This window comes from Rheinheimera sp. F8 (assembly GCF_001518915.1).
Genome location: NZ_CP013656.1, coordinates 2,188,526 through 2,210,290 on the forward strand (window position 1 = coordinate 2,188,526; position 21,765 = coordinate 2,210,290).

Here is a 21,765-nt window from a genome sequence, read left to right on the forward strand (position 1 = left end):
TTTCAGTTCAAGGCGTTATTTGATACCGAGCTTGTGCTCGAGATAATGAATGTTGGTGCCACCCTGATTAAAGTTGGCATCCGTCATAATCTCTTTATGCAAATCGATATTGGTTTTAATGCCACCGACCAGCAGTTCACTCAGTGCGTTGCGCATACGCGCGATGGCAATAGCCCGGTTCTCACCGTAAGTGATCAGCTTGCCGACCATCGAGTCATAGTTTGGCGGCACTGTGTAATCGGCATAAATATGCGAATCCCAGCGCACGCCATTACCACCTGGTGGGTGGAAGCGGGTGATAGTACCCGGCGACGGGATAAAGGTTTTTGGATCTTCCGCGTTGATCCGGCATTCCACCGCATGGCCGCGAATGACAATATCAGATTGCTTGATGCTGAGCGGCATACCAGAGGCAATGCGCAGCTGCTCTTTAATCAAATCCACACCGGTGATCATTTCAGTGACCGGGTGTTCTACCTGAATACGGGTGTTCATCTCGATAAAGAAGAACTCACCGTTTTCATACAGGAATTCAAAAGTACCGGCACCGCGATAGTTCAGGTCGATACAAGCCTGCACACAACGGCCACCGATAAAGTCGCGTTGTTCCTGCGTGATGCCTGGTGCTGGTGCTTCTTCGACGACTTTCTGGTGACGACGCTGCATCGAGCAGTCGCGCTCACCTAAGTGAATGGCTTTGCCCTGACCATCTGCCAATACCTGAATTTCGATATGACGTGGGTTTTCCAGGAATTTCTCCATGTAAACCATGTCGTTACCAAAAGCAGCTTTGGCTTCGGCTTTGGTCATCTCAATTGACGACACCAGTTCATCTTCACCGCGTACCACACGCATGCCACGACCACCGCCGCCGCCGGCAGCTTTGACGATGATCGGGTAACCAATGCGTTTGGCGATGGCTTTGTTGGTGTCAGCATCGTCACCGACCGCACCGTCAGAACCTGGTACACAAGGCACACCGGCTTTTTTCATCGCTTCAATCGCAGAGACTTTGTCACCCATCAGACTGATGGATTCAGGACGTGGTCCGATAAAGACCAGGCCGCTGTCTTCAACCTGTTGGGCGAAATCGGCGCGCTCAGCGAGGAAACCATAACCAGGGTGAATCGCCTGGGCATTGGTGACTTCTGCAGCGGCGATTAATGCCGGAATATTCAGGTAGCTTTGTGGTGATGGGGCAGGGCCAATACAAATGGTCTCGTCCGCCAGCAGCACGTGCTTGAGATTACGGTCGACGGTGGAGTGCACCGCGACAGTTTTGATACCGAGTTCTTTGCAGGCGCGTAAGATACGCAGCGCAATTTCGCCCCGGTTGGCTATCAGCACTTTTTCTAACATGTGTCGGCCTTTTCGGTTATTCGATCACAAATAAAGGCTGGTCAAATTCAACCGGCTCGCCGTTTTCTACCAGAATGGCCGTGATAACGCCGGCTTTGTCTGACTGGATCTGGTTCATCATTTTCATCGCTTCAACGATACACAGCGTATCGCCGACTTTGACCGTTTGACCCACTTCAGCGAAGTTTTTCGACGTTGGTGACGCAGCACGGTAGAAAGAACCCACCATCGGTGAGCGCAGCTGATAACCGGTTGCCACTGGAGCGGCTGGTGCCGCAGGCGCTGCTGCAGGTGCCGGAGCAGCGGCTGGTGCAGCGGGTGCTGCGGTGTAGTGCACTGGAGCGTATTGTTGCACCGGGCCACCACGACTGATGCGCACAGATTCTTCACCTTCGGTGATCTCCAGCTCATTAATGCCAGATTCTTCCAGAAGTTCGATCAGTTTTTTAATTTTTCTAATATCCATGACGTTTGCGCCTAACTTGGTTGGAATTTATGGGTTTCGTGGCGTGCTGGTCAGTGTTGCCACTGCAGAGTCGAGCGCATAACGGTAACCGTTAGCTCCCAGACCACAAATCACGCCTTTTGCGATATCTGATAAATAAGAATGCCGGCGAAATGCTTCACGGGCATGTACGTTCGACAAATGTACTTCAATAAATGGGATGGCCACCGCCAGTAAGGCGTCGCGAATCGCAACACTGGTATGGGTGAAAGCGCCTGGATTGATAATGATGTAGTCCTGTTGTCCCAGGCTTTGCTGGATAGCACCGACCAGTTCATGCTCGGCATTGGACTGCAGATGGGATAATTCCACCTGCAATGTGCTGGCATACTGCTGTAAGTCGCTGACAATCTGGCCCAGTGTTTGTGCGCCATAAATATGCGGTTCACGTTGCCCCAGCATATTCAGGTTCGGACCGTTTAACAGCAAAATCCGTAATTTGGCAGTCATTTGTCGATTATTCCGTTGATAATTCTGGATCTGCTTCCATCCTGCCAAAGGTCGGCGAAAAAACAATCTTTTTCACAGAAATGCGGCAGGCATTTGCAGATTTGCGCCTCATTATAGTGAAATCGCAGCAAATGGCAGCAAAATACTGGTCTTATCAGCAGATGGGAACTTTTCGCAGCTGTTGTTGTACAGGGAGATTCGGTAGGAGACTGGCGTGGTCCGAGCAGTTTTGCAGGCCACGCCGGCCTTGTGCTGCAGGCTTATTGCTGCAGCTGGATTAAATGGGCTTTGAACTCAGCTGGCCCCATAAAGCCAGTGATGCGTGATGTAGTTAATTCGCTGCCGTTCGGTGCAAAAAACAATAAAGTTGGCAATCCCAGCACCTGAAACTTGTCCAAAACCTGCTGATCCTGCTCTGTGGCTTTGGTCACATCGATGCGTAATAAACGGATTTTCGCCATTTCGGTTTTAACGCCGCCGTCAGCAAAAGTAATGTGCTCGAATTCTTTACAGGCGACACACCACTCAGCGAACAAATCCAGCATCACAAACTGGTTTTGCGCTTTGGCTTCTAAAAGCTGTGCATCCAAATCCGCCAGGGTTTTAATGTCGATAAACTGGCCGGCTTGTTGTGTGCTTACTGCAACGGACTGTGCCTGTGGTTCTGGTGCCAGCCATTGCCGATAATTCGCTATTACAACGCTGCATACCAACAGCGTGGCGACCAGCCAGCACAGGCTTTTTGCCACGGCAGTTTTCAGCAGTTGCTGCACTTGCTGCAGATACAGCGCAAAGCCTAGTGCTAATAACGAGCCAAGCACCAGTAAAACTTCGGCCGGCACGATGCGTGATAGCAGCATTAACGGCACTGATAACAGCAGGAAACCGAAAATGGCTTTAATCACGTCCATCCAGGCGCCAGGTTTAGGCAGCCATTTGCCACCACTGCTGCCAAGCAGCAATAACGGCAGGCCCATGCCCAGACTTAAGATGTACAGCACCAGCGCGCCATAAGCTAAATCGCCGCTTTGCGCGATATACAGCAACACACCGGTCAGCGGCGCGGTCGTACAGGGCGAGGCCACCAGGCCTGACAATGCGCCCATCACCAGCGCGCCTTTGAGCGATCCGCCTTGTTGCCGGTTGCTGGTCGCGGTGAGTTTTTCGGTCCAGCGCGCCGGTAACTGCAGATTGAACCAGCCAAACATTGCGCCAGCCAGCAGCACGAATAACACACTGATGCCGATGAGCACGGCCGGATGCTGAAAGGCGGCCTGAAACTTCACGCCGGCACTGGCGACGACTAAACCAAGCAGTGAATAGGTTAGTGCCATGCCCTGCACATAAGCAAAAGATAAACGGAAAGCGCGGCCATGGCTGAGCTGCTGGCCCTGACCCACAATAATACTGGTCAGAATGGGGTACATCGGAAAGACACAAGGTGTGAATGCCAGGCCCAGGCCGAGCAGGAAAAACACCCCTAACGTCAGCAGGCTTTTATCGGAGCTGAGGCGTTCGGCCAGGCTAATCTGACTGGAGACCGGTGCTGTATTGCCAGCAGTGTCTGCTCCACTATCTGCTCCACTATCTGTCGCGGCGGTCTTGGCAGGGGCTTGGCTGATCAGCGGGATTTCACGGGTTTCCAATGGATAACACAAGCCTGCTTCCGCGCAGCCCTGATAACGGATTTTTAGTTTGGCGTCGGCATCGATATTGGCCAGTTTGACGTCGAATACCAGCTGATGGCGGTAGATTTCGGCTTTGCCAAAATATTCGTCTTCATGCGGCAAACCAGCCGGTAAAGCCGGATTACTGAAGTTAACCGCCACACCGGCGATTTTCAGTTTGTGCTTATATAAGTAGTACCCGTCAGCAATCTGAAAACTAATGCGCACGGACTCACCACTTTGGGCAAAATCCAGCATAAATGCCTGATCGACGGGTAAAAATTTGGGTTGTTGCAGTGCGCTCAGAATATTTTGCGCCGGCAATGGATTTTGGCTGCTTTGCGGGCTTTGTAACGGATCGGCCATCACACCGCTCAACAGACTCTGCGACAACAAAACAAACATCGATATTGCTGCCAGCAACTTTGATTTATTCATTCGGTAAACATTCCTCATTGACCCAGTGCAGATAAGGTAAAAAGCCCTGTGTGACCGGGACTGCAATAATTTCCGGTACAGTATACGGATGCAGCCGGCAAATGGTCTGACTGATTGCGTCAAACTGTGCCACCGGTGCTTTGATTAACATCGCGACTTCCACGGATGTCTCGATTTGCCCCTGCCAGCGATAAATCGAGCGGACCCCTGGCAGAATATTGATGCAGGCAGCCTGTTGCATGCTGAGTAACTGCCGGGCGATCTGTTCGGCAATTTGTTCATCCGGACAGTTACATAAAATAATCTGCATAGTTGTTGTCACAGAAAGCTCCATCTCTTCAGTGGCTTAATCAGAATTATTCAGAAACCAGCCAGCGCGATGCCATATTACCAGACCGGCCTTTACGCGATTTTATTCCAAGCACTACTGCAGTTTTAAAAATCTTCTGCCAATCCCCTTGGTTTTTTACGGACTTTACCCCATATCCCGGATACAAAAATTTTTTAACCCAGTATTTGGGTGTAAAACCACAAACCATGTTCAGGAGCTTTAAACATGAATATTCGTCCATTACATGATCGCGTCATCATCAAGCGTCTGGAAGCCGAAAGCAAATCAGCCGGTGGCATTGTATTGACTGGCGCCTCAGCTGAGAAGTCAACCCGCGGTGAAGTTGTTGCAGTGGGCTTGGGCCGTATTCTGGAAAACGGCAGCGTTCGTCCGCTGGAAGTCAAAGTGGGTGACAAAGTAATTTTTGGTGCTTACGTCGAGCGTTCTGAGAAAATTGACGGTCAGGAATACGTGATCACTAAAGAAGACAACATCCTTGGCATCATCACTGAATAATTTCAGTTTTGACATTTCCCTGCATTGAATTGATTTGAGGTAAGTAAAAATGGCTGCAAAAGACGTACGTTTTGGCGATGAAGCCCGTAACAAGATGCTTAAAGGCGTCAATATTTTAGCAAACGCAGTGCGCGTAACCCTGGGCCCAAAAGGCCGTAATGTCATTCTGGACAAATCTTTCGGCGCACCGATGATCACCAAAGACGGTGTATCCGTGGCGAAAGAAATCGAACTGGAAGACAAGTTCGAAAACATGGGCGCTCAGATGGTGAAAGAAGTTGCTTCTAAAGCCAACGACGAAGCCGGTGACGGTACCACCACTGCCACAGTGCTGGCGCAGAACATCATCAACGAAGGCGTCAAAGCTGTTGCTGCTGGTATGAATCCGATGGATTTAAAACGCGGTATCGACAAAGCAGTGATTGTAGCCGTGGCGGAATTAAAAGCTCTGTCACAGCCTTGCACTGATACCAAAGCGATCGCACAGGTCGGCACTATTTCTGCGAACTCTGATGACGAAATCGGTCAGATCATCGCCAATGCGATGGACAAAGTCGGTAAAGAAGGCGTGATCACAGTCGAAGAAGGCCAGGGTCTGGCCAACGAGCTGGCTGTGGTTGAAGGTATGCAGTTTGACCGTGGCTATTTGTCACCATACTTCATCAATAATCCGGAAGCAGGCCAGGTCGAGCTGGATAACCCGTTTATCCTGACTGTGGACAAGAAAATCAGCAATATCCGTGAACTGTTACCAGTCCTGGAAGGCGTCGCCAAGTCAGGCAAACCACTGCTGATCATCGCTGAAGATTTGGAAGGCGAAGCCTTAGCAACGCTGGTTGTCAACAACATGCGTGGCATCGTCAAAGTGTCTGCTGTTAAAGCACCAGGCTTCGGTGATCGCCGTAAAGCCATGCTGCAAGACATCGCAGTGTTAACCGGTGGTGTGGTGATTTCAGAAGAAATCGGCCTGGAACTGGAAAAAGCAACACTGGAAGATTTAGGTACAGCTAAGCGTGTCGTGATCACGAAAGACAACACAACAGTGATCGACGGTGCCGGCAGCCAGGATGCGATCAGCGCCCGCGTTAAACAAATCCGTCAGCAAGTGGAAGATGCCACTTCTGACTACGACAAAGAAAAACTGCAGGAACGTCTGGCTAAACTGGCCGGTGGCGTGGCAGTGATCAAAGTCGGCGCGTCGACTGAAATCGAAATGAAAGAGAAAAAAGCCCGTGTGGAAGACGCACTGCACGCAACCCGTGCTGCAGTAGAAGAAGGCGTAGTACCTGGCGGCGGTGTGGCGCTGGTGCGTGTTGCCGGCAAGCTCAGCGAGCTGCGTGGTATCAATGAAGACCAGAATCACGGTATCAAAATTGCGCTGCGCGCGATGGAAGCGCCACTGCGTCAAATTGTTGATAACGCCGGTGAAGAGCCATCAGTAGTCGTCAATAACGTGAAAAACGGCAGCGGTAACTACGGTTACAACGCAGCAACCGGTATCTACGGCGACATGCTGGAAATGGGTATTCTCGATCCAACCAAAGTGACGCGTTCTGCTCTGCAGTTCGCTGCATCTGTGGGTTCTTTGATGATCACCACCGAAGCTATGGTGACTGAGCTGCCGAAGAAAGATGCACCAGCAATGCCTGACATGGGCGGCATGGGTGGTATGGGCGGCATGATGTAATTCATTACATCATTGTTTCTTATAGAAAAACCCGGCATGAGCCGGGTTTTTTATTGCCTGTGGTCATGTCGTCCTTTGGTTCGTCAGCAAATCTTTCAGTCATTTCGGACTAAACTCGCCAATTGACACTGAGTTGTTCTGTTCTGACTGACATACCTGCAGATGTTTACAATAAGCCAAGCCCTTGATGGTAAATAAAAAAGCACCGCCGATTCCGGCGGTGCTCTGGGCTTATATCACTTGTGTAATACAGTGATTATTTATTACGGCGACGTAATAACGCCAGTGGGGCTAACAGCAGGGTAAACCAACCGAAGCTACCGCCACCTTTTTTCACTGGTTTGACTTCAACTGGTACTGGTACGTCGTTGACTTTGACTGTCACAGTTGATTTTGTTGTGGCAGTTCCGTCAGATACTGACACTTCAAACACCAGATCTTCAGACGCAGTGCTGATGGAAGGCGCTGTAACTGTTGCTGTAGCGGTACCAGCGTTGGCCAGCGTCGCTGCAGTACCGCTTACCTGTTTCCAGCTGTAAGTGAGTTTATCAGCGGTGTCGCGGTCAGTTGCTGTTGCGGTCAAAGTGAAAGAACCAGTTTCGTTGACAGCAGCTGCACTTGCTTCAACTTTGCTGATAATTGGCGTACGGTTGCTACAAGCCAGACTGTCACCTGCTACGACATCGTGGTATACCGACGTTGTTATGTTGCTGACTTTAATGTTGTCCAATAACCAGCCGTAATTAGCTGTATTGCTGTCTGCCACTGCACGGAAGCGCAGTTTAACCTGGTTGCCGTTTAATGCTGTGCCGAAGTTCACTGACTCAACACCACCCAAAGATGGCATCAGACCAGTAAAGGCTTTGCGGCCTGGCAGTAGTTCGGCCAGTTTATTGTTGTAACCGCCGTTACTGAAACTTGCGTAAACCGGGGCGTTGTTGGCGGTGCCAATTTGCACTTTAGTGACGTCAACCCAATCAGAACCGTTGATACTGATTTCAACTACACCACCGTCGTATGCATCTTCAAAAGCGTACAAATGCCAGAAGCTCAGTACGAAATCACCGGCATAACCAACTTCAAACGCTTTGGTTTCATAAGCAACATCGGAGCTGAAGCCATTGTTACGGATCAGCATATATTGATTGCCTAAATCCTGGCCTGCGCTATTGACGATTGACATCAGGATGTCTTCCAGCACCCGGCTGTTTTTCGCCATGTCACCACCAGCTAAAACCCGCTCTTTGAAGTTTTCCAGAGACGCGTAGGTTTCGGTGTTGTCTGTCGCTTGCATATTGACTGGTGCTGCCGCTTTAAAGCCCAGATTGACCATCTGGCCTAACGTGTAATCTGAACTGACGATATCCGCAGCGAGGCCAGGGAAGCTCAGTTTAAACGTCAGATTGTCGGCGGTTTTCGCGCCACTTAATTTGTACTGCAGCGGGCTGGTGCTGGCGCTGGCAAATAAATCCAGATTTGGAATTGTGACTTCGCCATTGTTGGCCAGTGTTACCGCGTGGCCACTGGTCACTTCAACTTTCCCTTTGACGCCTGCCAGTTTTGCACTGCCGCGGTTGCTGATTTTAAAGCTGACAGTACCGGTTTCACCGTTGTCGAGGATACCGTTATTGCTACAGAAGCCTGCAGTGGCTGAGTCAAAGTTATTGTTAAATGTGTGGCCTGCCACTTCAAAAGTGTTCAGTTCAGTCTTGGTTGACTCAACGACGCCTATATGTTTCGGGTCATCACGATGTGGCGATTTTGCACCCAGGCCCATACCGCGAGCAGCAAAGGCTTTTAATAGCAGCTTATAGTCGGCAGGATCTTTGGCATAAGCAGCGGCCAATACCGCATCCCGGGCTTCGGTATAAGTCGGGCCTACCGGCGTCATCTTATAACCGTTGACCAGATAGCCTAACATGCGGTGTTTAGCATCGTTGAAGCTGTGACGATCGTCATTGACTAAGTTGACAAAACCTTCCCACAGCGCTGCCGCCCACAGTTCACCGGCCGAGTGCACTTCTGCATTGCCGTCCTGGTCCAGCGCAACCCCTTTACCCACTTCGATATGGCTGAAAGTCAGCGGGTTCAGTTTCTTGTCTGCAGCATAAGGGTACTGACGAATACCGTGATAGAACGAATCTACATAACTGATCGCTGCATACGCGCGCTGCAGCTTGTCATTGCCACTCAATTCCAGATCTTTCGCATCGGAGACTGTCATCAGGGCATGGAAATCACCCCAGCCTTCACCCATCGAGCCACCTTGTTGGTTATACAGGCCGTTGCCGTTACCAACCAGACGGTTACTGATGTAATGACCCCATTCATGGGCGACAATGGCGTTATCCCATGAACTGTCTTTAAACGGTTTGTTATTAAACAGACGGACATCAATGGTTTTACCGGCTTTTAATGCGGCATAAATCGCAGCGCCCTCGGCCTGAGAAATACCAACGTTTGGAATTTTCACCGTTGCATCGGTGCCACCCATACCCGGTAAGCCGCTGGCAGAGTTGTTCACGACGATGACTGCAAGAGCGCCGGCATCTTGTGCTTGTTTGACTTTAACGGTGAACGTACAGGTTCCACGGTCCAGAATGGCAATTTTGCCTTTTAATGAGGCAGGGGTTGCTGCGGCTTGGCAAGCATCACGGGTTGGTGCCTGAATATCAACAAATTCAACCAACTGGCCGCTGACATCAAATTGACCCTGGCCAAAACCTGAACGTTGTACGGCAGTGATAGTCAGATTGGTACCATCTGTTGCTTTTGCGGTAACACCATAGTCCTTACCGAATTTGGCATCTTTACTGTCCCAAAGGAACATTTGCATCCGCGGTGAGCGGCCATCAGCAGGCGTCGACATATTGGCATTGTTAAAGCCAGAGTTATCCTGAACTTCGGCTTTCAGCGGGTCGCCTTCAACACCGCCGCGACCAAAGTTCACCAATTGGGCATTACCAGCTTTTTCATCAAAGCCATAATCATAAAACAAATCATGTAAGTAGTTGTTCATATAGAACAGGTTAACGATAGCGGCTTTGCGGTTATTGACTGACGTTTCAGCTTCGTTGGTGCGGTACTTGTAGTCAAAAACTAATGGGCCAGTGACTTCGGCTGAATAGTCACCTGTAGTAAATCCATCCGGTGCAATCGCATCGACATAAGCAAAGACGTTATTGCCCGACGTGGTGGTGGCATCATCCTTTAACCATGCATCTTTGGTACTGATTGGGCCATGAGTCAGCTTAACCAATGGTGCTGCCAAATAAGCAGTTACATCGACCTGGTCTTCGCTGGTCGCCGGAACAACGTTGCCGTGTGGACCGTCCCATGGCGTGCCATTGCTGTCGGCATAAATACGGTAATCAAAACTGGCCGCATGTGCTTTCAGGTTATTTTTAAACAGAACTTCGCCGCTGTCGCCGGCAATGACATAACTATAAAAATCTGAGTCCAGTGCATCATCGTTACTGGTTTCCAGTTCGACGTATTGAGCCGCGATCAGCTTGCCTTTTTTCTCGAAGAATACTGGTTTGACCCGCGGCTCGCCCAGGACTTTAACACCTGAATCGGCACTGGCGCTGAATACAGCATATTGTTCTTGTTGAGCTTGTTCGCTTAACTGCAGATCGCCTTCATTACCGCCAGCTGCTTTATAAGCTGCACGGATAGCGTCATCTGCAAAAGCAAACTTCGGCTTGGCTGCCAGTGTAGTCTTGGCAAGGCTGACGTCTGATAATTGGCCAGAACCTGCGACCAGATTAAATTCAGCGTCCATCAGGATATTGTATTCTTTGTTGAATACTTCAATGCCCATAAATTGCTGACGGAATTTTGCAGTTTTTATCCCATCTTCAGACTGATAAGAATTTACCATCACAGGAGTCAACTGAACAAGCTGACCTTTGGCGGCTGCGCCGGTCAGGGCATTCAGGTAAAAGGTTGCCGCATATTCTAATTGGTATTCAGCTGCGACAGCAGCAATATTTGGTTTCTGCAAGCCTGCAGGTGCCCAGCTGAAAGTTGCGGCACCAGTCTGTTCATCATACTGGTTGCGCATACCAGAGACTGTTGGCGTTTCTTGCGCAATCGGGACAGCTTGTCCTTGCTCAGCAGCCATTTGCTGTAATGTATCTGCGAAGACGGATGCAGCAGGCAGCGCAATTGCAGTGCTGACGAAAATTGCAATTGCTGAACGTTTAAAATTACTCATTCATGTTCCTTTGTATTTTTTGTTAAAAATTGTAGGCATAGCCACGCGGAGTTATAACTCTGTCGTGAATGTTTTGGCAATAAAAGTTTTATAACTGATAATCATAAGTCAGTAAGATGCTGCAATTTTAATCATTTTTAATTAGGAGGAAGCGATATGGAATTCATTAAATTTATATTATTCAGTTGCTTATGCTGCCTGTGTGTCTGGCCTGCAGATGCCGGATCCCAGCATATAACGGCTAAACCACGATCAGTACCATTGTCAATCAACGGTAACATGGCAGCCTTTGTTTACATTAACGGCACAAAATACCGCTTATTGCAGCGTTACCCAGACCATTGGGTGCTTTATGATGGGCAGATTTTTCAAGCGGTACATCTGTTAAATCAGTTAGTTGTAAGTGGCAAGACGTCGACTATGTCGTTCGGCAAGTATTTAAAAGATAATAACAAAATGACTGTAAATGAAATTGCTGCTGGAACGTATCTGTTAACAGGGACTATGGCAGAATTGATGCAGGCCGAGCAGCAGCTGAAAAAAGTTAACGGCTTAAAGCTGGAATGGCAAATTCGTTACCTGCCACTAAAGCCGGCAGCAGATCGCTAGCCTCGATGTCAGAATCATGTAAAGCTGAATTACACAACGCCACAGCTTCTGACATTTCAGCACTGCAGTTCCACTAAAATGGCGATATAGTGTCCAGAGTAGCTGTGACAATGTGAAGTGTTTCTTGTCATGGTGCCGGTTAAGTAATTTCAGGAGTTTAGCAATGCGAACCTTAGTCTTTTTAATGCTTGGCGTATTTATTAGCGCAACTGCGTTGGCCAGTCAGCAGGAACCGACAATCAAGGTCAACTGGCAGCATCCGGAAAAATACAGTGATATCCGACCTTCGTCCGGTACAAAAAAATCTTATCAAAAACGTGTGATCAGTGCCTTTGACAAAATTTGGGCTGATTTCGCTGAAAAATTACCAGCCGGGCATACTTTGCAAATCACAGTGAAAGATTTGGATCTGGCCGGTGACGTCAATCCGATGTATCGGATTGACCATAGCGATATCCGGGTGATTAAAGAAATCTATTTCCCGCGAATGACCTTTGATTATCAGTTACTTGACAGCACAGGGCAGGTTGTTGCCGCTGAACAGGATGTGAAAGTCAAAGATATGGGATTTATGAACTCGTCGCCGATTGGCCTCGGAAACACCGAGTTCGTTTATGAAAAACAAATGCTGAAAAACTGGTTTCAAAAGCATCTGACACCAAAGTTCAGCAAACCTTAGTTTGTTAATAAATGACTTCAGTTTATTGAGATAACATAACGCTGCCGCAAATTATCTACGGCAGCGTTTTTTATCAGTTTAAGTCTGTTAAGCGTGCGCGATAGGAATAGTTGTCAGAGCATGTTCGCTATTTTCTGATAGATGGCGACAGCCTCATCGCGGGTTAACATACCGCTGCTGGCAGCTTTACCGATAGTGCTGCTGACGCGGACACTATCGTTAGATGGGTCTGCAGATGATGTTTCCGGCAGTGCACTGAGTTGGTTTTGCTGCTGCGAAACCGCAACATTTTTGATGACTTGTTGCCGTTGTACGGATGTATCTGTTCTTGGCTGATCCGTATTGCTTTGACTGCGCGCCGCAATTCGCAAGGCGTCTTGCGACATCACGCTGGTGGTTGTCACCATATGCACCTCCACAGACTTGCCAACTCATTGAATCACCACAGCCATATGGCAGTATAGATTATCTGACCAATGCTGCACGGAATTCAGCCAGCGTCTTGTGCAGATGTTGTAGCTGCTTGACTACGTTCTCCAGAGTGGCGGTATTAAACTGCTGAGTTTGCCGGATCGCCGAGATTTGTTCTGCAGTTTCTGACAAGTACGGCATGAATCGGTTACTTTCAATCTGAAACAGGCCGGCCGGGAAGATTTGCTGATATTTGCCATGTCCCTGTTGCTGCAGGTCGTCCAGTATCGCATCTGCATCCAGCGCTTTGCGGTACAGTTCTTTTAAATTCTGATCAAGTTGCTGTAGTAATTGTTCCATCGCGTGGTCTCATCAATAAAAACAGGATTATGCCATAGAGACGGCTGAACTTGCAGTGCCAGACTTTTTCTCAGTACCCATTCAAATGTTGTCAGATTTGTTATATCATCTCATTTCATCAGCGCCTGGGGGCTTTTATGTTCGACAATATCCGCCACACTTTAGATAAAGTAGGGATCGCCGTCACATCGTTGTGCGCCATCCACTGCATTATGCTGCCGGTATTGTTGCCTGTATTACCTTTACTTGGGCTGACCTCAGTACACAATCATGCTTTTGAGCGGATCATTCTGCTTATTACGATGGTACTCGGTTTTATCACGCTGTTTGCCGGTTTTCATCGTTATCACCGCAAACTCTATCCTTTTTATTCGTTATTTCTCGGCGGTTTTATCTACTGGCAAAAAGACTTGCTGGGCCATGAATACGAACATTTTGTGTTGATAGTAGGCGCTGCTTTTGTGGTTCTGGCGCACATTCTGAATATCCGCTTATGTAATCAATGCCACAGCTGCGAAACTCACTAATTTAACTTTGACCATGCAGCCACTGCAGCGCTTCTTTTGGGTAGTTACAAAACACGCCATCGACGCCAATATCACGCAGTGCCAGCAGTTCCCGTCGTTGGTTCACGGTATACACATACAAATTCAGTTCTGCCTGGTGCGCCGCCTGCACCAGCGCTGCATCGACAAAACCCCGATCACAATTTAGCGCGACGGCGCCAAGCCGAGTCGCTATCTCAACGCCATCCGCCGGATAATGGCCGATTAACACTGCAAGCCGCAGTGCCGGATTCAGTGATTTGAGCTGTTGCAGCAGCGGATGGTGAAATGAAGACAACAAAATAGTCTCGAGCCGCAAACCTAGCTGCTGTTGCGCCTGTTGCAGCAACGCGACCACAGGGGCCGCAGTGTCATGGCCTTTAAGCTCGATGTTGATTTCCAGCTGATTGGCACATAGCTGCAGGACCTGCCACAGCGTCGGAATCGATTCCCCGTTGCCGGCATCCAGCTGGCGCAGTTCGGCCGGACTGAAATCTTCCAGGTAGCCTTTACCATTGGTAGTCCGGTCGACCTGACGGTCATGGATCACCACCAGCTCACCACAGTGTAAAAACACATCCAGTTCAATTGCCTGACAACCGGTTTCCAGTGCTGCAGTGAATGCCTGCAGCGTGTTTTCCGGATAATGGCCACTGACACCGCGGTGGGCGAAAATTTTCATCAGTACTCCGGTGAAAAAGTGCAGCGATTAGCTCAGTTTAGTCGCAAACGCTGTGCCCATGCGCGTTACTGCGCCCGGGAAATTGGTCGGCAGCAACTCGACAGCATCCTTCGCGAAGGTCAGCACTACAGTGGAGCCCAGCTTAAATCGACCCATTTCGGCGCCTTTTTCCAGTTTTACCGCGTTCGGGCCATCAGACGGATATTGCCAGCGGAATACTTCACTGCCGGTAGGGGGGGTGACTGTGCCGGCCCAGACAGTTTCAATACTGGCAACAATAGTCGCACCCACTAAAACCAGCGCCATCGGGCCCGCTTCAGTATCAAAAATCGTTACGACCCGCTCATTGCGGGCAAAGAGGCCAGGTACATTGGCGGCGGTCAGCGGATTGACCGAAAACAACTCGCCCGGTACGTAAATCATCTCACGTAAGGTGCCGGTGATCGGCATGTGAATGCGGTGATAGTCTTTTGGTGCCAGATAGATACAGGCAAAAGTACCGTCGGTGAATTCAGCTGCGGTTGCGTCATCACCGCCCAGTAACGCTTTAACAGTATAAAAATGGCCTTTCGCCTGAAGCAGCTGGTCACCGGCAATAGCGCCGGCCTGACTGATAGCGCCATCAACCGGATGCGCCAGAGTCTGCGCGTCGGCAACAACAGGGCGGGCACCGTCTTTCAGTGGCCGGGTAAAAAATTCATTGAAACTGGCGTAATCGCTGGCATTCTCATACCGGGCTTCTGCCATATTGATGCCATAAGCCCGGATAAAAAGTTTCATCAGCGCATGACTGATAAACCCCAGCCGGGCTGCGGCCAGATAACCGACCAGCCGGGAAATCAGGTGTTTGGGCAGAATGTATTGCAGAGTAATTTTAAGCTGGTCCATCGGGGAAATAACCTCGTGAATTTAAAGATAAGCAGGCTTGTCCTGCGCCATACTGAGCAGGATTTTATGATAGTTATCAAAACGTTCCACAGCGATATCGCCGTTGTCTACTGCATGATGCAGTGCACAACCCGGATCGTTGCCATGGGTGCAATCGCGGAATTTACAGCGGCCAAGCCAAGGGCGGAATTCGCGGTAACCCCAGCTGACTTCTTCATCGGATAAATGCCACAAGGCAAATTCCCGAATGCCGGGTGAATCAATCAACTGGCCACCTTGTGGTAAATGATACAGCCGTGCCACCGTGGTGGTGTGCTGGCCAAGACCGGACACATCGGACACTTCCTGCGTCACAACCCCCATCTCTGGCAGTAGATTGTTTAATAAAGAAGATTTACCAACGCCGGACTGACCAACAAAAATGCTGGTGCCTTGGCTTAAATAGTGATCGAGTTGCGCCATGCCTTCACCACTTTTGGCGCTGAGCAGCAGGGTTTCATAACCAATTTTTCGATAAATCTCGAGTTGTTGTTCAACCTCAGCGCGCTGCGGCTCGCTGAGCAAATCAATTTTGTTGAGTAATAACAATGGTTTGATTTGCATCGTTTCGGCCGCAACCAAATAACGATCAATAATATTCAGCGACAGTGCCGGCAGAACGGCCGAGACAATAATCAATAAATCGATATTCGCTGCAACGGGTTTTAACCCGTCGTAAAAGTCGGGCCGGCTTAACACTGAAGTACGTTCCTGTACCGCTTCGACCACGCCGTCGATAGTGCCCTGGGATTGCAGCGCGCGGCGAAATACCACTGCATCACCGCATACCAGTGATCCAATGGTGCGCCGCAAATTACATCGGGTAATAGTGCCATCTTTTGCTTCGATGTCGGCGTGCTGGCCAAAACGGCTGATCACGATCCCAGGTTCTGCCTCACTAAAAGCAGCCTGTTCAATTTGTTGATCGGCTTTGGCCGCTTTTTGTGCCAGGCGGTCCAGCCGTTTTTGCTGGTTGCCGGCGATGCGGTCGGTCTGGCGCTGTGTCAGGTGTTTCTTTTTAGTCACGCTTAATCTGTCTGTTGCAAAGGAAGTCACGGCGACGGGCGCGGCGTTTTCCAGATGGCACGGGGCGTAGTATCATACTAGCATTCAGCAAACTAACAAAGTACAAGCGCAAGGGGCGGCAAATGGCAGTGAATGATAACAATCTGGTGTGGATCGATTTGGAAATGACCGGGTTAGAGCCGGAGACCGATGTGATCCTGGAAATGGCGACTATTGTCACGGACAGCAATCTGAATATTCTGGCGGAAGGTCCGACTTTTGCGATTAAAACGTCGGGTGACATCCTCGATAACATGAGCGCCTGGTGCGTGGAGCAGCACGGCAAAAGTGGCCTGACGCAACGCTGCCGTGACAGCGAAACCGATCTGGACAGCGCTGTTGAGCAAACGATAGCGTTTTTATCTCAGTATGTTTCTGCCGGTAAGTCACCGATGTGCGGCAACAGTATCGGTCAGGACCGACGTTTTCTGGTGAAGTACGCGCCAAAATTGGAAGCGTTTTTCCATTACCGCAACTTAGACGTCAGTACTGTAAAAGAATTGGCAAAACGCTGGAATCCGGCGGTGACCAAGCTGGTGAATAAATCATCAAGTCATCTGGCGCTGGACGACATTCGCGACTCAATTGCTGAATTAGTCACCTATCAGCAGCACTTTTTCCGTTTGCCTGCATAAAACGCTTGCAAACTCAGAGTGATTTTGTAAAATGCGCCGCGCTTGCTTCACAAAGTTCGTTTGAACTGAAGCAGCGCTGCTGAAGATTTTATGCGGGCATAGCTCAGTTGGTAGAGCGCTACCTTGCCAAGGTCGAGGTCACGAGTTCGAGTCTCGTTGCCCGCTCCAAAATCTTCAGCCTGGATGCGGGCATAGCTCAGTTGGTAGAGCGCTACCTTGCCAAGGTCGAGGTCACGAGTTCGAGTCTCGTTGCCCGCTCCAAATTTCAAGATTCTTCGTTTCAGAGAGCGGGCATAGCTCAGTTGGTAGAGCGCTACCTTGCCAAGGTCGAGGTCACGAGTTCGAGTCTCGTTGCCCGCTCCAGTCGAATAGATTCTTCGTCGTATCCCATCAGAATGTAATCAAACAGCTTGTTTGCACACGCCCATGAGCTTGCAGTGCAGTAATGCCGTTATTGCTTGTCTTTTCTCTGTTTAAGCAAATTTGCATCCGTACCAGGACTTCGCATACTTGTACTCTGTGGCGCGGACTGTTAGCGTAGCGCCAAATTTCTCAGGTATGACCAGTATGCAAAATCAGAATAAACTCAGTCGTCTTGTGCAGAAGGTAAATTCGGCACCGGCTTTTTGCCGTAGCTGGCTACTATCGCTGTTGTTCGGCCGCACTATTAAGTTTGCCGGTACTGCAGGTGTACAGGTGGAACAACTTGACTTACATAAATCCCGGCTGAAACTAGCCAACCGTAAAAAGGTCCAGAATCATATAGGCTCGGTTCATGCAGCAGCGACTGCCTTGTTAGGTGAATCTGCCAGCGGCTTTTTGCTTGGTATGCATGTGCCGGATGACAAAATTCCATTATTAAAATCGATGCAAATCCAGTATTTAAAGCGATCTACCGGTGCTTTGACCGCCCAGGCGCAGCTGGACGATGCTCAAATCAGTCAAATCCGCAGCGAAGATAAGGGTGAAGTGGTGATCCGGGTATCAATCAAAGACCAACTGGGGGTCGAGCCGGTTGAAGCGCTGTTTACCTGGGCCTGGATCCCGAAAGTTCGCAAATAACCAATTGTTACGAGAACTGGCAGGCCAGTCTGATCCCTGTTAGATTTGGCAACAAGACAGGCGACAGGAATGGCAAGTGACAACAACAGAGCTCAAAGCAGGCAGCAGGCTCCCCGGTACGCGTCAAGATTTACATTTGTCCTGGCTGGTGCGACACCCTAAGCGTGTTGCAGTCGCTTTAGCACTGTTGTTGATGTTGCTGCTCGCAGCATTAGTGTGGCAACAGCAGCAAAAGAATATTGAGGTCGAACGCTACCAGTTGTTACAGCAAGTCAGTCACCATGCGGCGGCGGTCGAGGCTGCAGTGCGTACCGCGGTGGTGGTCAGCGAATCGCTGCGCACCGAAATCGTCTTAAACCCTACCCAGTCGTTGTCCGAGCTTGATGCCCGTATCCGTTTGTTATTAAATGATTATCCGCTTTTTCGCCACATTGCTTTGGCGCCGGATCTGGTGATCCGTTATGTCTATCCACTGGCTGGCAATGAAGCCGCGCTGGGGGTCAATTACCGGCTGGTACCGGAACAATATGCGGCGATTGAAAAAGCCGTCAGCTCTGGCGGGCCTTTGTTAGCCGGACCGGTCCAACTGGTGCAGGGCGGCAGTGGTCTGGTGCTGCGGGTGCCGGTATTCCTGACGGACAAACAGTTGTGGGGCATTATTGCGGCGGTGATCCCACTGGAACGTTTGCTGCAGCAAACTCTACTGGAAAAACTACAGCCTGATTATTACCTGGGTTTATCCGGCCGCGATGGCGACATCCATAATCCCGAACTGTTTTGGGGCGATCAGGTATTGCAGGGATTACCTTCTGTGTACGCTAATATTCGCTTGCCTAATGGCCAATGGCGTTTACATGCGTTTCCAAAACAACATATGCCGCTGTTGGCAGGGCTGCCAGCACTGTTTTTACCGGCCGGTATTTTGCTGATTTTTTTGCTGAGTATGGGTCTTTACGTGTTGTTGCGTTTGTCACAAGAACGGCAGCAAGCGCTGCAAACTGTGGCCTGGCAGGCCAGTTTTGACCCACTGACCGGATTGGCGAATCGGTCTGTGCTGCTCGGACAGCTTGAACTGATGCTCAAACATGCCAAAGCGCAGCGCAGCCAATTGGCTGTGCTCAGTCTGGATTTGGATGAATTTAAGCAGGTCAATGAAAGTTTGGGTCATCCGGTTGGCGATCAATTACTGCAACTGGTTGCGGACCGGTTATTAGAGCAATTGCATGGGCCTGAGCTGGTGGCGCGCTCTGGCGGGGATGAGTTTGTGTTGGTCCTGCCGGGGCCGTGCCCGCCCGAAGCGCTCGAGCAGTTCTGCCAGACGTTATTAAAATCGTTTCAGGCGCCATTTATGGTGCGCAATACCCCATTGTCGATCTCGACCAGTATTGGTGTAGCGATTTACCCAAATGATGGTTTGCTCGCGATTGATTTGCTCAAACATGCTGATCGTGCCATGTATGCCGCTAAACATCTGGGGCGCAATACTTTTCATTTCTATGATGCCGGTATGCAAAAAGAAGCCGATCATTTTGTCCACCTGCACCATGAAATTCTCAAAGGCATTGAACAGCGTCAGTTTTTTCTGGTGTACCAACCGATTTTTGATGTCGCGGCCCGGCGCTTCAGTAAAGGCGAAGCTCTGGTACGTTGGCAACATCCGGAGCGGGGCCTGATTTCGCCTTTTGACTTTATTCCGGTCGCCGAACGTACTGGTGCTATTCGTCCACTCGGCCAGTGGATTTTACAGCAGGCTATTGCTGATATGCAGTTATTTCAACAGCTTGGGCTTGATTTGCAGATCTCAGTCAATCGTAGTAGCCAGGAGTTTAATCAAAGCAAAGTTGCCGATGAATGGCTGGCACAGCTGAGTAGCGCTGGTCTGCAGCCGGAACAGTTGATTCTGGAAATTACCGAGTCGGTGTTTATGGACACTGTGTCAGTACAACAATCTAATGTGTTGAGTCTGCACCAGCAAGGCGTGAAGCTGGCTATTGATGATTTTGGTACCGGCTATTCAGCACTGAATTACTTGAGCCGCTATCCGGTTGATTTTATTAAAATTGATAAGAGTTTTATCAATCATATCGCCGAGCAGGATAAAGCCTGCGCTTTAGTTGCGGTGTTGATTAATATGGCAAAAGTGCTGGATGTGCAGGTCGTGGCAGAAGGGGTGGAAACCCGCGAGCAGTTTGATTTATTACTGCAACTTGGCTGTGATTACATTCAGGGCTATTACTGTGCGCGGCCACTGGCAAAAGCTGATTTTGTCTCTTTGGTGCAGCAACCGCAGGCTTTTATATGACTGAACAGCCATGTGTACGCAATTGTTGCCTGGACCCGCAGGATGTCTGTTTGGGCTGTGGACGGTCATTGCCGGAGATCACCGGCTGGCATCAGGCCAGTGAACAGGAAAAACAGCAGATTTTGCAACGTTCACAACAACGGTTGCAGCAGATGGCCGACAGCCATTTTAAGCGTCGCGCGGCAAACCGATCTGAATAATCCGCACCAGGCGTTGTTGCGCCCGGCTCAGCACCTGCGCAGCTTTTTGTTGTTGCTGCAACAATGCCCAGTCGACATGACGCTGCACCATCGCGTCACCCCGGTAATCCTGTAGCGCCTGCATTATGTCCGGCGAGTGTGGTGCATTCCCCAGCGCCACTGCCAGATTGCGTTGCCAGCGCTGATAGCCAATCCGGCGAATAGCTGAGCCTTCGGTCCACTGCAGGAACGCCGCTTCGCTCCAGCCGAATAAATGCAGCAGTGACTGGTCACGCCATTGTGGCCGGCGCTGGAAGTCTGGTTCCTGCGTTAGCGGGGCAGCGCGGTTTACCGGGCAAACCAACTGACAATCATCACAGCCATAAATACGGTTGCCGAGCAGCGGCCGCAATTCTTCCGGAATATCATCTTTTAATTCAATCGTCAGGTAACTGATACAGCGCCGGGCATCGACCACAAAAGGCGCCACGATAGCGCCGGTCGGGCAACTGGTGATACAGGCGACACAATTGCCGCAGTCTTTTTCGATGGGCTGGTCAATGGGCAGTGGAATGTTCACCAGCAGTTCGCCGAGGAAAAACCAGGAGCCGGCCTCTTCGCTGAGTAACAGGCTGTGTTTGCCAATCCAGCCGAGGCCTGCTTTGGCCGCGAGCGGACGTTCCAGTACCGGCGCCGAATCCACAAAAGGCCGGAAACCTAAATCACTGACTCTGCCAGCAATACGTTCGCCAAGCTGTTTCAGCCGTTGGCGCAGTACTTTGTGATAATCCCGTCCCAACGCATAACGACTGATATATCCCAGGTTTGGATCAGCCAGGTTGGTGGCAAAACCAGCTTGCACTGGCAAGTAGTCCATCCGGACCGATATCACCCGCAGTGTCCCCGGCAGCAGTTCCTGTGGCCGGGCCCGTTTCATGCCATGAGACGCCATATATTCCATTTCACCATGAAAACCGGCATCTAACCATTGTTGCAGCCTGGATTCTTCGCTTTGCAAATCGGTATCGGCAATACCACAGGCACTGAAACCCAGCTGTCGGGCCCAGTCTTTGATTTCGGCCGCAAGTGCAGACCAGTCGGTGCAGAAAGTGTTAGTCATAACTGAGGATGAGACGC

Annotated in this window: 21 protein-coding genes and 3 tRNA genes; 12 read left to right on the top strand and 12 right to left on the bottom strand. The window is 50.0% G+C overall.

Translation table 11 applies throughout. The features are described 5' to 3' along the window. Positions 1 to 15: 15 nt before the first annotated feature. The 5 genes from accC to cutA all read right to left on the bottom strand — a co-directional run bounded on the left by accC (position 16) and on the right by cutA (position 4,741). On the bottom strand, positions 16 to 1,359 hold the full coding sequence (gene accC / locus ATY27_RS09720) for an acetyl-CoA carboxylase biotin carboxylase subunit (protein ID WP_208933322.1): 1,344 nt from the start codon (positions 1,357 to 1,359) through the stop codon (positions 16 to 18). A gap of 16 nt (positions 1,360 to 1,375) precedes the next feature. Beyond that, on the bottom strand, positions 1,376 to 1,825 hold the full coding sequence (accB, locus tag ATY27_RS09725) for an acetyl-CoA carboxylase biotin carboxyl carrier protein (RefSeq protein WP_208933323.1): 450 nt from the start codon (positions 1,823 to 1,825) through the stop codon (positions 1,376 to 1,378). 27 nt (positions 1,826 to 1,852) lie between these two features. Beyond that, positions 1,853 to 2,314 (bottom strand): type II 3-dehydroquinate dehydratase, encoded by a 462-nt coding sequence (gene aroQ / locus ATY27_RS09730; RefSeq protein ID WP_208933324.1) that lies wholly within the window; start codon positions 2,312 to 2,314, stop codon positions 1,853 to 1,855. A 260-nt stretch (positions 2,315 to 2,574) separates the two neighbouring features. Continuing rightward, positions 2,575 to 4,419, bottom strand: a complete 1,845-nt coding sequence (locus ATY27_RS09735; RefSeq protein ID WP_208933325.1) for a protein-disulfide reductase DsbD — start codon at positions 4,417 to 4,419, stop codon at positions 2,575 to 2,577. Then, complete coding sequence (cutA, locus tag ATY27_RS09740; protein WP_244151427.1) at positions 4,412 to 4,741, bottom strand: divalent-cation tolerance protein CutA; 330 nt, start codon at positions 4,739 to 4,741, stop codon at positions 4,412 to 4,414. The genes ATY27_RS09735 and cutA overlap by 8 nt, the downstream gene beginning before the upstream one ends. A gap of 234 nt (positions 4,742 to 4,975) precedes the next feature. On the opposite strand from cutA, the gene ATY27_RS09745 reads away from it, so the two are divergent. Continuing rightward, on the top strand, positions 4,976 to 5,266 hold the full coding sequence (locus tag ATY27_RS09745; protein ID WP_208933327.1) for a co-chaperone GroES: 291 nt from the start codon (positions 4,976 to 4,978) through the stop codon (positions 5,264 to 5,266). A gap of 49 nt (positions 5,267 to 5,315) precedes the next feature. Then, positions 5,316 to 6,953, top strand: a complete 1,638-nt coding sequence (gene groL / locus ATY27_RS09750) for a chaperonin GroEL (protein WP_208933328.1) — start codon at positions 5,316 to 5,318, stop codon at positions 6,951 to 6,953. A 256-nt stretch (positions 6,954 to 7,209) separates the two neighbouring features. Here the strand turns inward: groL and ATY27_RS09755 are convergent, their stop codons facing one another. Further along, positions 7,210 to 11,172 carry a rhombosortase-dependent M36 family metallopeptidase gene (locus ATY27_RS09755; protein ID WP_208933329.1) on the bottom strand — a complete coding sequence of 1,321 codons (3,963 nt, stop codon included), beginning with the start codon at positions 11,170 to 11,172 and terminating at the stop codon, positions 7,210 to 7,212. A 156-nt stretch (positions 11,173 to 11,328) separates the two neighbouring features. Here ATY27_RS09755 and ATY27_RS09760 point away from each other — a divergent pair, with 156 nt between their 5' ends. Together ATY27_RS09760 and ATY27_RS09765 are read left to right on the top strand one after the other, a co-directional pair. Then, on the top strand, positions 11,329 to 11,781 hold the full coding sequence (locus ATY27_RS09760) for a hypothetical protein (RefSeq protein WP_208933330.1): 453 nt from the start codon (positions 11,329 to 11,331) through the stop codon (positions 11,779 to 11,781). A gap of 163 nt (positions 11,782 to 11,944) precedes the next feature. Then, entirely contained in the window at positions 11,945 to 12,460 is a 516-nt protein-coding gene (locus tag ATY27_RS09765) for a DUF3016 domain-containing protein (RefSeq protein WP_208933331.1), read from the top strand. A gap of 113 nt (positions 12,461 to 12,573) precedes the next feature. Here ATY27_RS09765 and ATY27_RS09770 read toward each other — a convergent pair whose 3' ends face one another. Further along, positions 12,574 to 12,867: a hypothetical protein gene (locus tag ATY27_RS09770; RefSeq protein WP_208933332.1), complete on the bottom strand. Its 294-nt coding sequence runs from the start codon at positions 12,865 to 12,867 to the stop codon at positions 12,574 to 12,576. Positions 12,868 to 12,925: 58 nt separating this feature from the next. Continuing rightward, complete coding sequence (priC, locus tag ATY27_RS09775) at positions 12,926 to 13,231, bottom strand: primosomal replication protein PriC (protein ID WP_208933333.1); 306 nt, start codon at positions 13,229 to 13,231, stop codon at positions 12,926 to 12,928. 137 nt (positions 13,232 to 13,368) lie between these two features. Here priC and ATY27_RS09780 point away from each other — a divergent pair, with 137 nt between their 5' ends. Then, complete coding sequence (locus ATY27_RS09780; RefSeq protein ID WP_208933334.1) at positions 13,369 to 13,758, top strand: MerC domain-containing protein; 390 nt, start codon at positions 13,369 to 13,371, stop codon at positions 13,756 to 13,758. Between the two features lies 1 nt (position 13,759). Here ATY27_RS09780 and ATY27_RS09785 read toward each other — a convergent pair whose 3' ends face one another. From ATY27_RS09785 to rsgA, 3 genes are read right to left on the bottom strand one after another with little or no spacing between them, the layout of a single operon-like run. After that, positions 13,760 to 14,458: a glycerophosphodiester phosphodiesterase family protein gene (locus ATY27_RS09785; RefSeq protein WP_208933335.1), complete on the bottom strand. Its 699-nt coding sequence runs from the start codon at positions 14,456 to 14,458 to the stop codon at positions 13,760 to 13,762. Between the two features lie 27 nt (positions 14,459 to 14,485). Then, positions 14,486 to 15,346: an archaetidylserine decarboxylase gene (asd, locus tag ATY27_RS09790; protein ID WP_208933336.1), complete on the bottom strand. Its 861-nt coding sequence runs from the start codon at positions 15,344 to 15,346 to the stop codon at positions 14,486 to 14,488. 21 nt (positions 15,347 to 15,367) lie between these two features. Further along, positions 15,368 to 16,411 carry a small ribosomal subunit biogenesis GTPase RsgA gene (rsgA, locus tag ATY27_RS09795; RefSeq protein ID WP_208933337.1) on the bottom strand — a complete coding sequence of 348 codons (1,044 nt, stop codon included), beginning with the start codon at positions 16,409 to 16,411 and terminating at the stop codon, positions 15,368 to 15,370. A gap of 122 nt (positions 16,412 to 16,533) precedes the next feature. Here rsgA and orn point away from each other — a divergent pair, with 122 nt between their 5' ends. From orn to ATY27_RS09830, 7 genes are all read left to right on the top strand, one after another. After that, positions 16,534 to 17,085: an oligoribonuclease gene (gene orn, locus ATY27_RS09800; protein ID WP_208933338.1), complete on the top strand. Its 552-nt coding sequence runs from the start codon at positions 16,534 to 16,536 to the stop codon at positions 17,083 to 17,085. A 92-nt stretch (positions 17,086 to 17,177) separates the two neighbouring features. After that, a tRNA-Gly gene (locus tag ATY27_RS09805) sits at positions 17,178 to 17,253 on the top strand. A gap of 17 nt (positions 17,254 to 17,270) precedes the next feature. Further along, positions 17,271 to 17,346 (top strand) — tRNA-Gly (locus tag ATY27_RS09810). Between the two features lie 26 nt (positions 17,347 to 17,372). After that, positions 17,373 to 17,448: transfer RNA gene (locus tag ATY27_RS09815), tRNA-Gly, on the top strand. A 204-nt stretch (positions 17,449 to 17,652) separates the two neighbouring features. Next, entirely contained in the window at positions 17,653 to 18,147 is a 495-nt protein-coding gene (locus ATY27_RS09820) for a DUF4442 domain-containing protein (RefSeq protein WP_244151428.1), read from the top strand. Positions 18,148 to 18,223: 76 nt separating this feature from the next. Continuing rightward, positions 18,224 to 20,449: an EAL domain-containing protein gene (locus ATY27_RS09825; RefSeq protein ID WP_208933340.1), complete on the top strand. Its 2,226-nt coding sequence runs from the start codon at positions 18,224 to 18,226 to the stop codon at positions 20,447 to 20,449. Further along, complete coding sequence (locus ATY27_RS09830) at positions 20,446 to 20,649, top strand: DUF1289 domain-containing protein (protein ID WP_208933341.1); 204 nt, start codon at positions 20,446 to 20,448, stop codon at positions 20,647 to 20,649. The genes ATY27_RS09825 and ATY27_RS09830 overlap by 4 nt, the downstream gene beginning before the upstream one ends. Here the strand turns inward: ATY27_RS09830 and queG are convergent. Next, the gene (gene queG, locus ATY27_RS09835) at positions 20,618 to 21,748 is read right to left on the bottom strand and encodes a tRNA epoxyqueuosine(34) reductase QueG (RefSeq protein ID WP_208933342.1); all 1,131 of its coding nucleotides are present in this window, start codon (positions 21,746 to 21,748) and stop codon (positions 20,618 to 20,620) included. The two genes, ATY27_RS09830 and queG, sit on opposite strands and share 32 nt — an antisense overlap. Between the last annotated feature and the right edge of the window lie 17 nt (positions 21,749 to 21,765).

Coding starts and splice junctions, on each gene's coding strand:
- ATY27_RS09770 (WP_208933332.1), bottom strand. CDS start 12,867: ATGGTGACAACCACCAGCGTGATGTCGCAAGACGCCTTGCGAATTGCG.
- asd (WP_208933336.1), bottom strand. CDS start 15,346: ATGGACCAGCTTAAAATTACTCTGCAATACATTCTGCCCAAACACCTG.
- ATY27_RS09755 (WP_208933329.1), bottom strand. CDS start 11,172: ATGAGTAATTTTAAACGTTCAGCAATTGCAATTTTCGTCAGCACTGCA.
- ATY27_RS09785 (WP_208933335.1), bottom strand. CDS start 14,458: ATGAAAATTTTCGCCCACCGCGGTGTCAGTGGCCATTATCCGGAAAAC.
- accC (WP_208933322.1), bottom strand. CDS start 1,359: ATGTTAGAAAAAGTGCTGATAGCCAACCGGGGCGAAATTGCGCTGCGT.
- ATY27_RS09735 (WP_208933325.1), bottom strand. CDS start 4,419: ATGAATAAATCAAAGTTGCTGGCAGCAATATCGATGTTTGTTTTGTTG.
- orn (WP_208933338.1), top strand. CDS start 16,534: ATGGCAGTGAATGATAACAATCTGGTGTGGATCGATTTGGAAATGACC.
- ATY27_RS09765 (WP_208933331.1), top strand. CDS start 11,945: ATGCGAACCTTAGTCTTTTTAATGCTTGGCGTATTTATTAGCGCAACT.
- ATY27_RS09760 (WP_208933330.1), top strand. CDS start 11,329: ATGGAATTCATTAAATTTATATTATTCAGTTGCTTATGCTGCCTGTGT.
- ATY27_RS09820 (WP_244151428.1), top strand. CDS start 17,653: ATGCAAAATCAGAATAAACTCAGTCGTCTTGTGCAGAAGGTAAATTCG.
- accB (WP_208933323.1), bottom strand. CDS start 1,825: ATGGATATTAGAAAAATTAAAAAACTGATCGAACTTCTGGAAGAATCT.
- queG (WP_208933342.1), bottom strand. CDS start 21,748: ATGACTAACACTTTCTGCACCGACTGGTCTGCACTTGCGGCCGAAATC.
- aroQ (WP_208933324.1), bottom strand. CDS start 2,314: ATGACTGCCAAATTACGGATTTTGCTGTTAAACGGTCCGAACCTGAAT.
- priC (WP_208933333.1), bottom strand. CDS start 13,231: ATGGAACAATTACTACAGCAACTTGATCAGAATTTAAAAGAACTGTAC.
- ATY27_RS09830 (WP_208933341.1), top strand. CDS start 20,446: ATGACTGAACAGCCATGTGTACGCAATTGTTGCCTGGACCCGCAGGAT.
- ATY27_RS09780 (WP_208933334.1), top strand. CDS start 13,369: ATGTTCGACAATATCCGCCACACTTTAGATAAAGTAGGGATCGCCGTC.
- groL (WP_208933328.1), top strand. CDS start 5,316: ATGGCTGCAAAAGACGTACGTTTTGGCGATGAAGCCCGTAACAAGATG.
- ATY27_RS09745 (WP_208933327.1), top strand. CDS start 4,976: ATGAATATTCGTCCATTACATGATCGCGTCATCATCAAGCGTCTGGAA.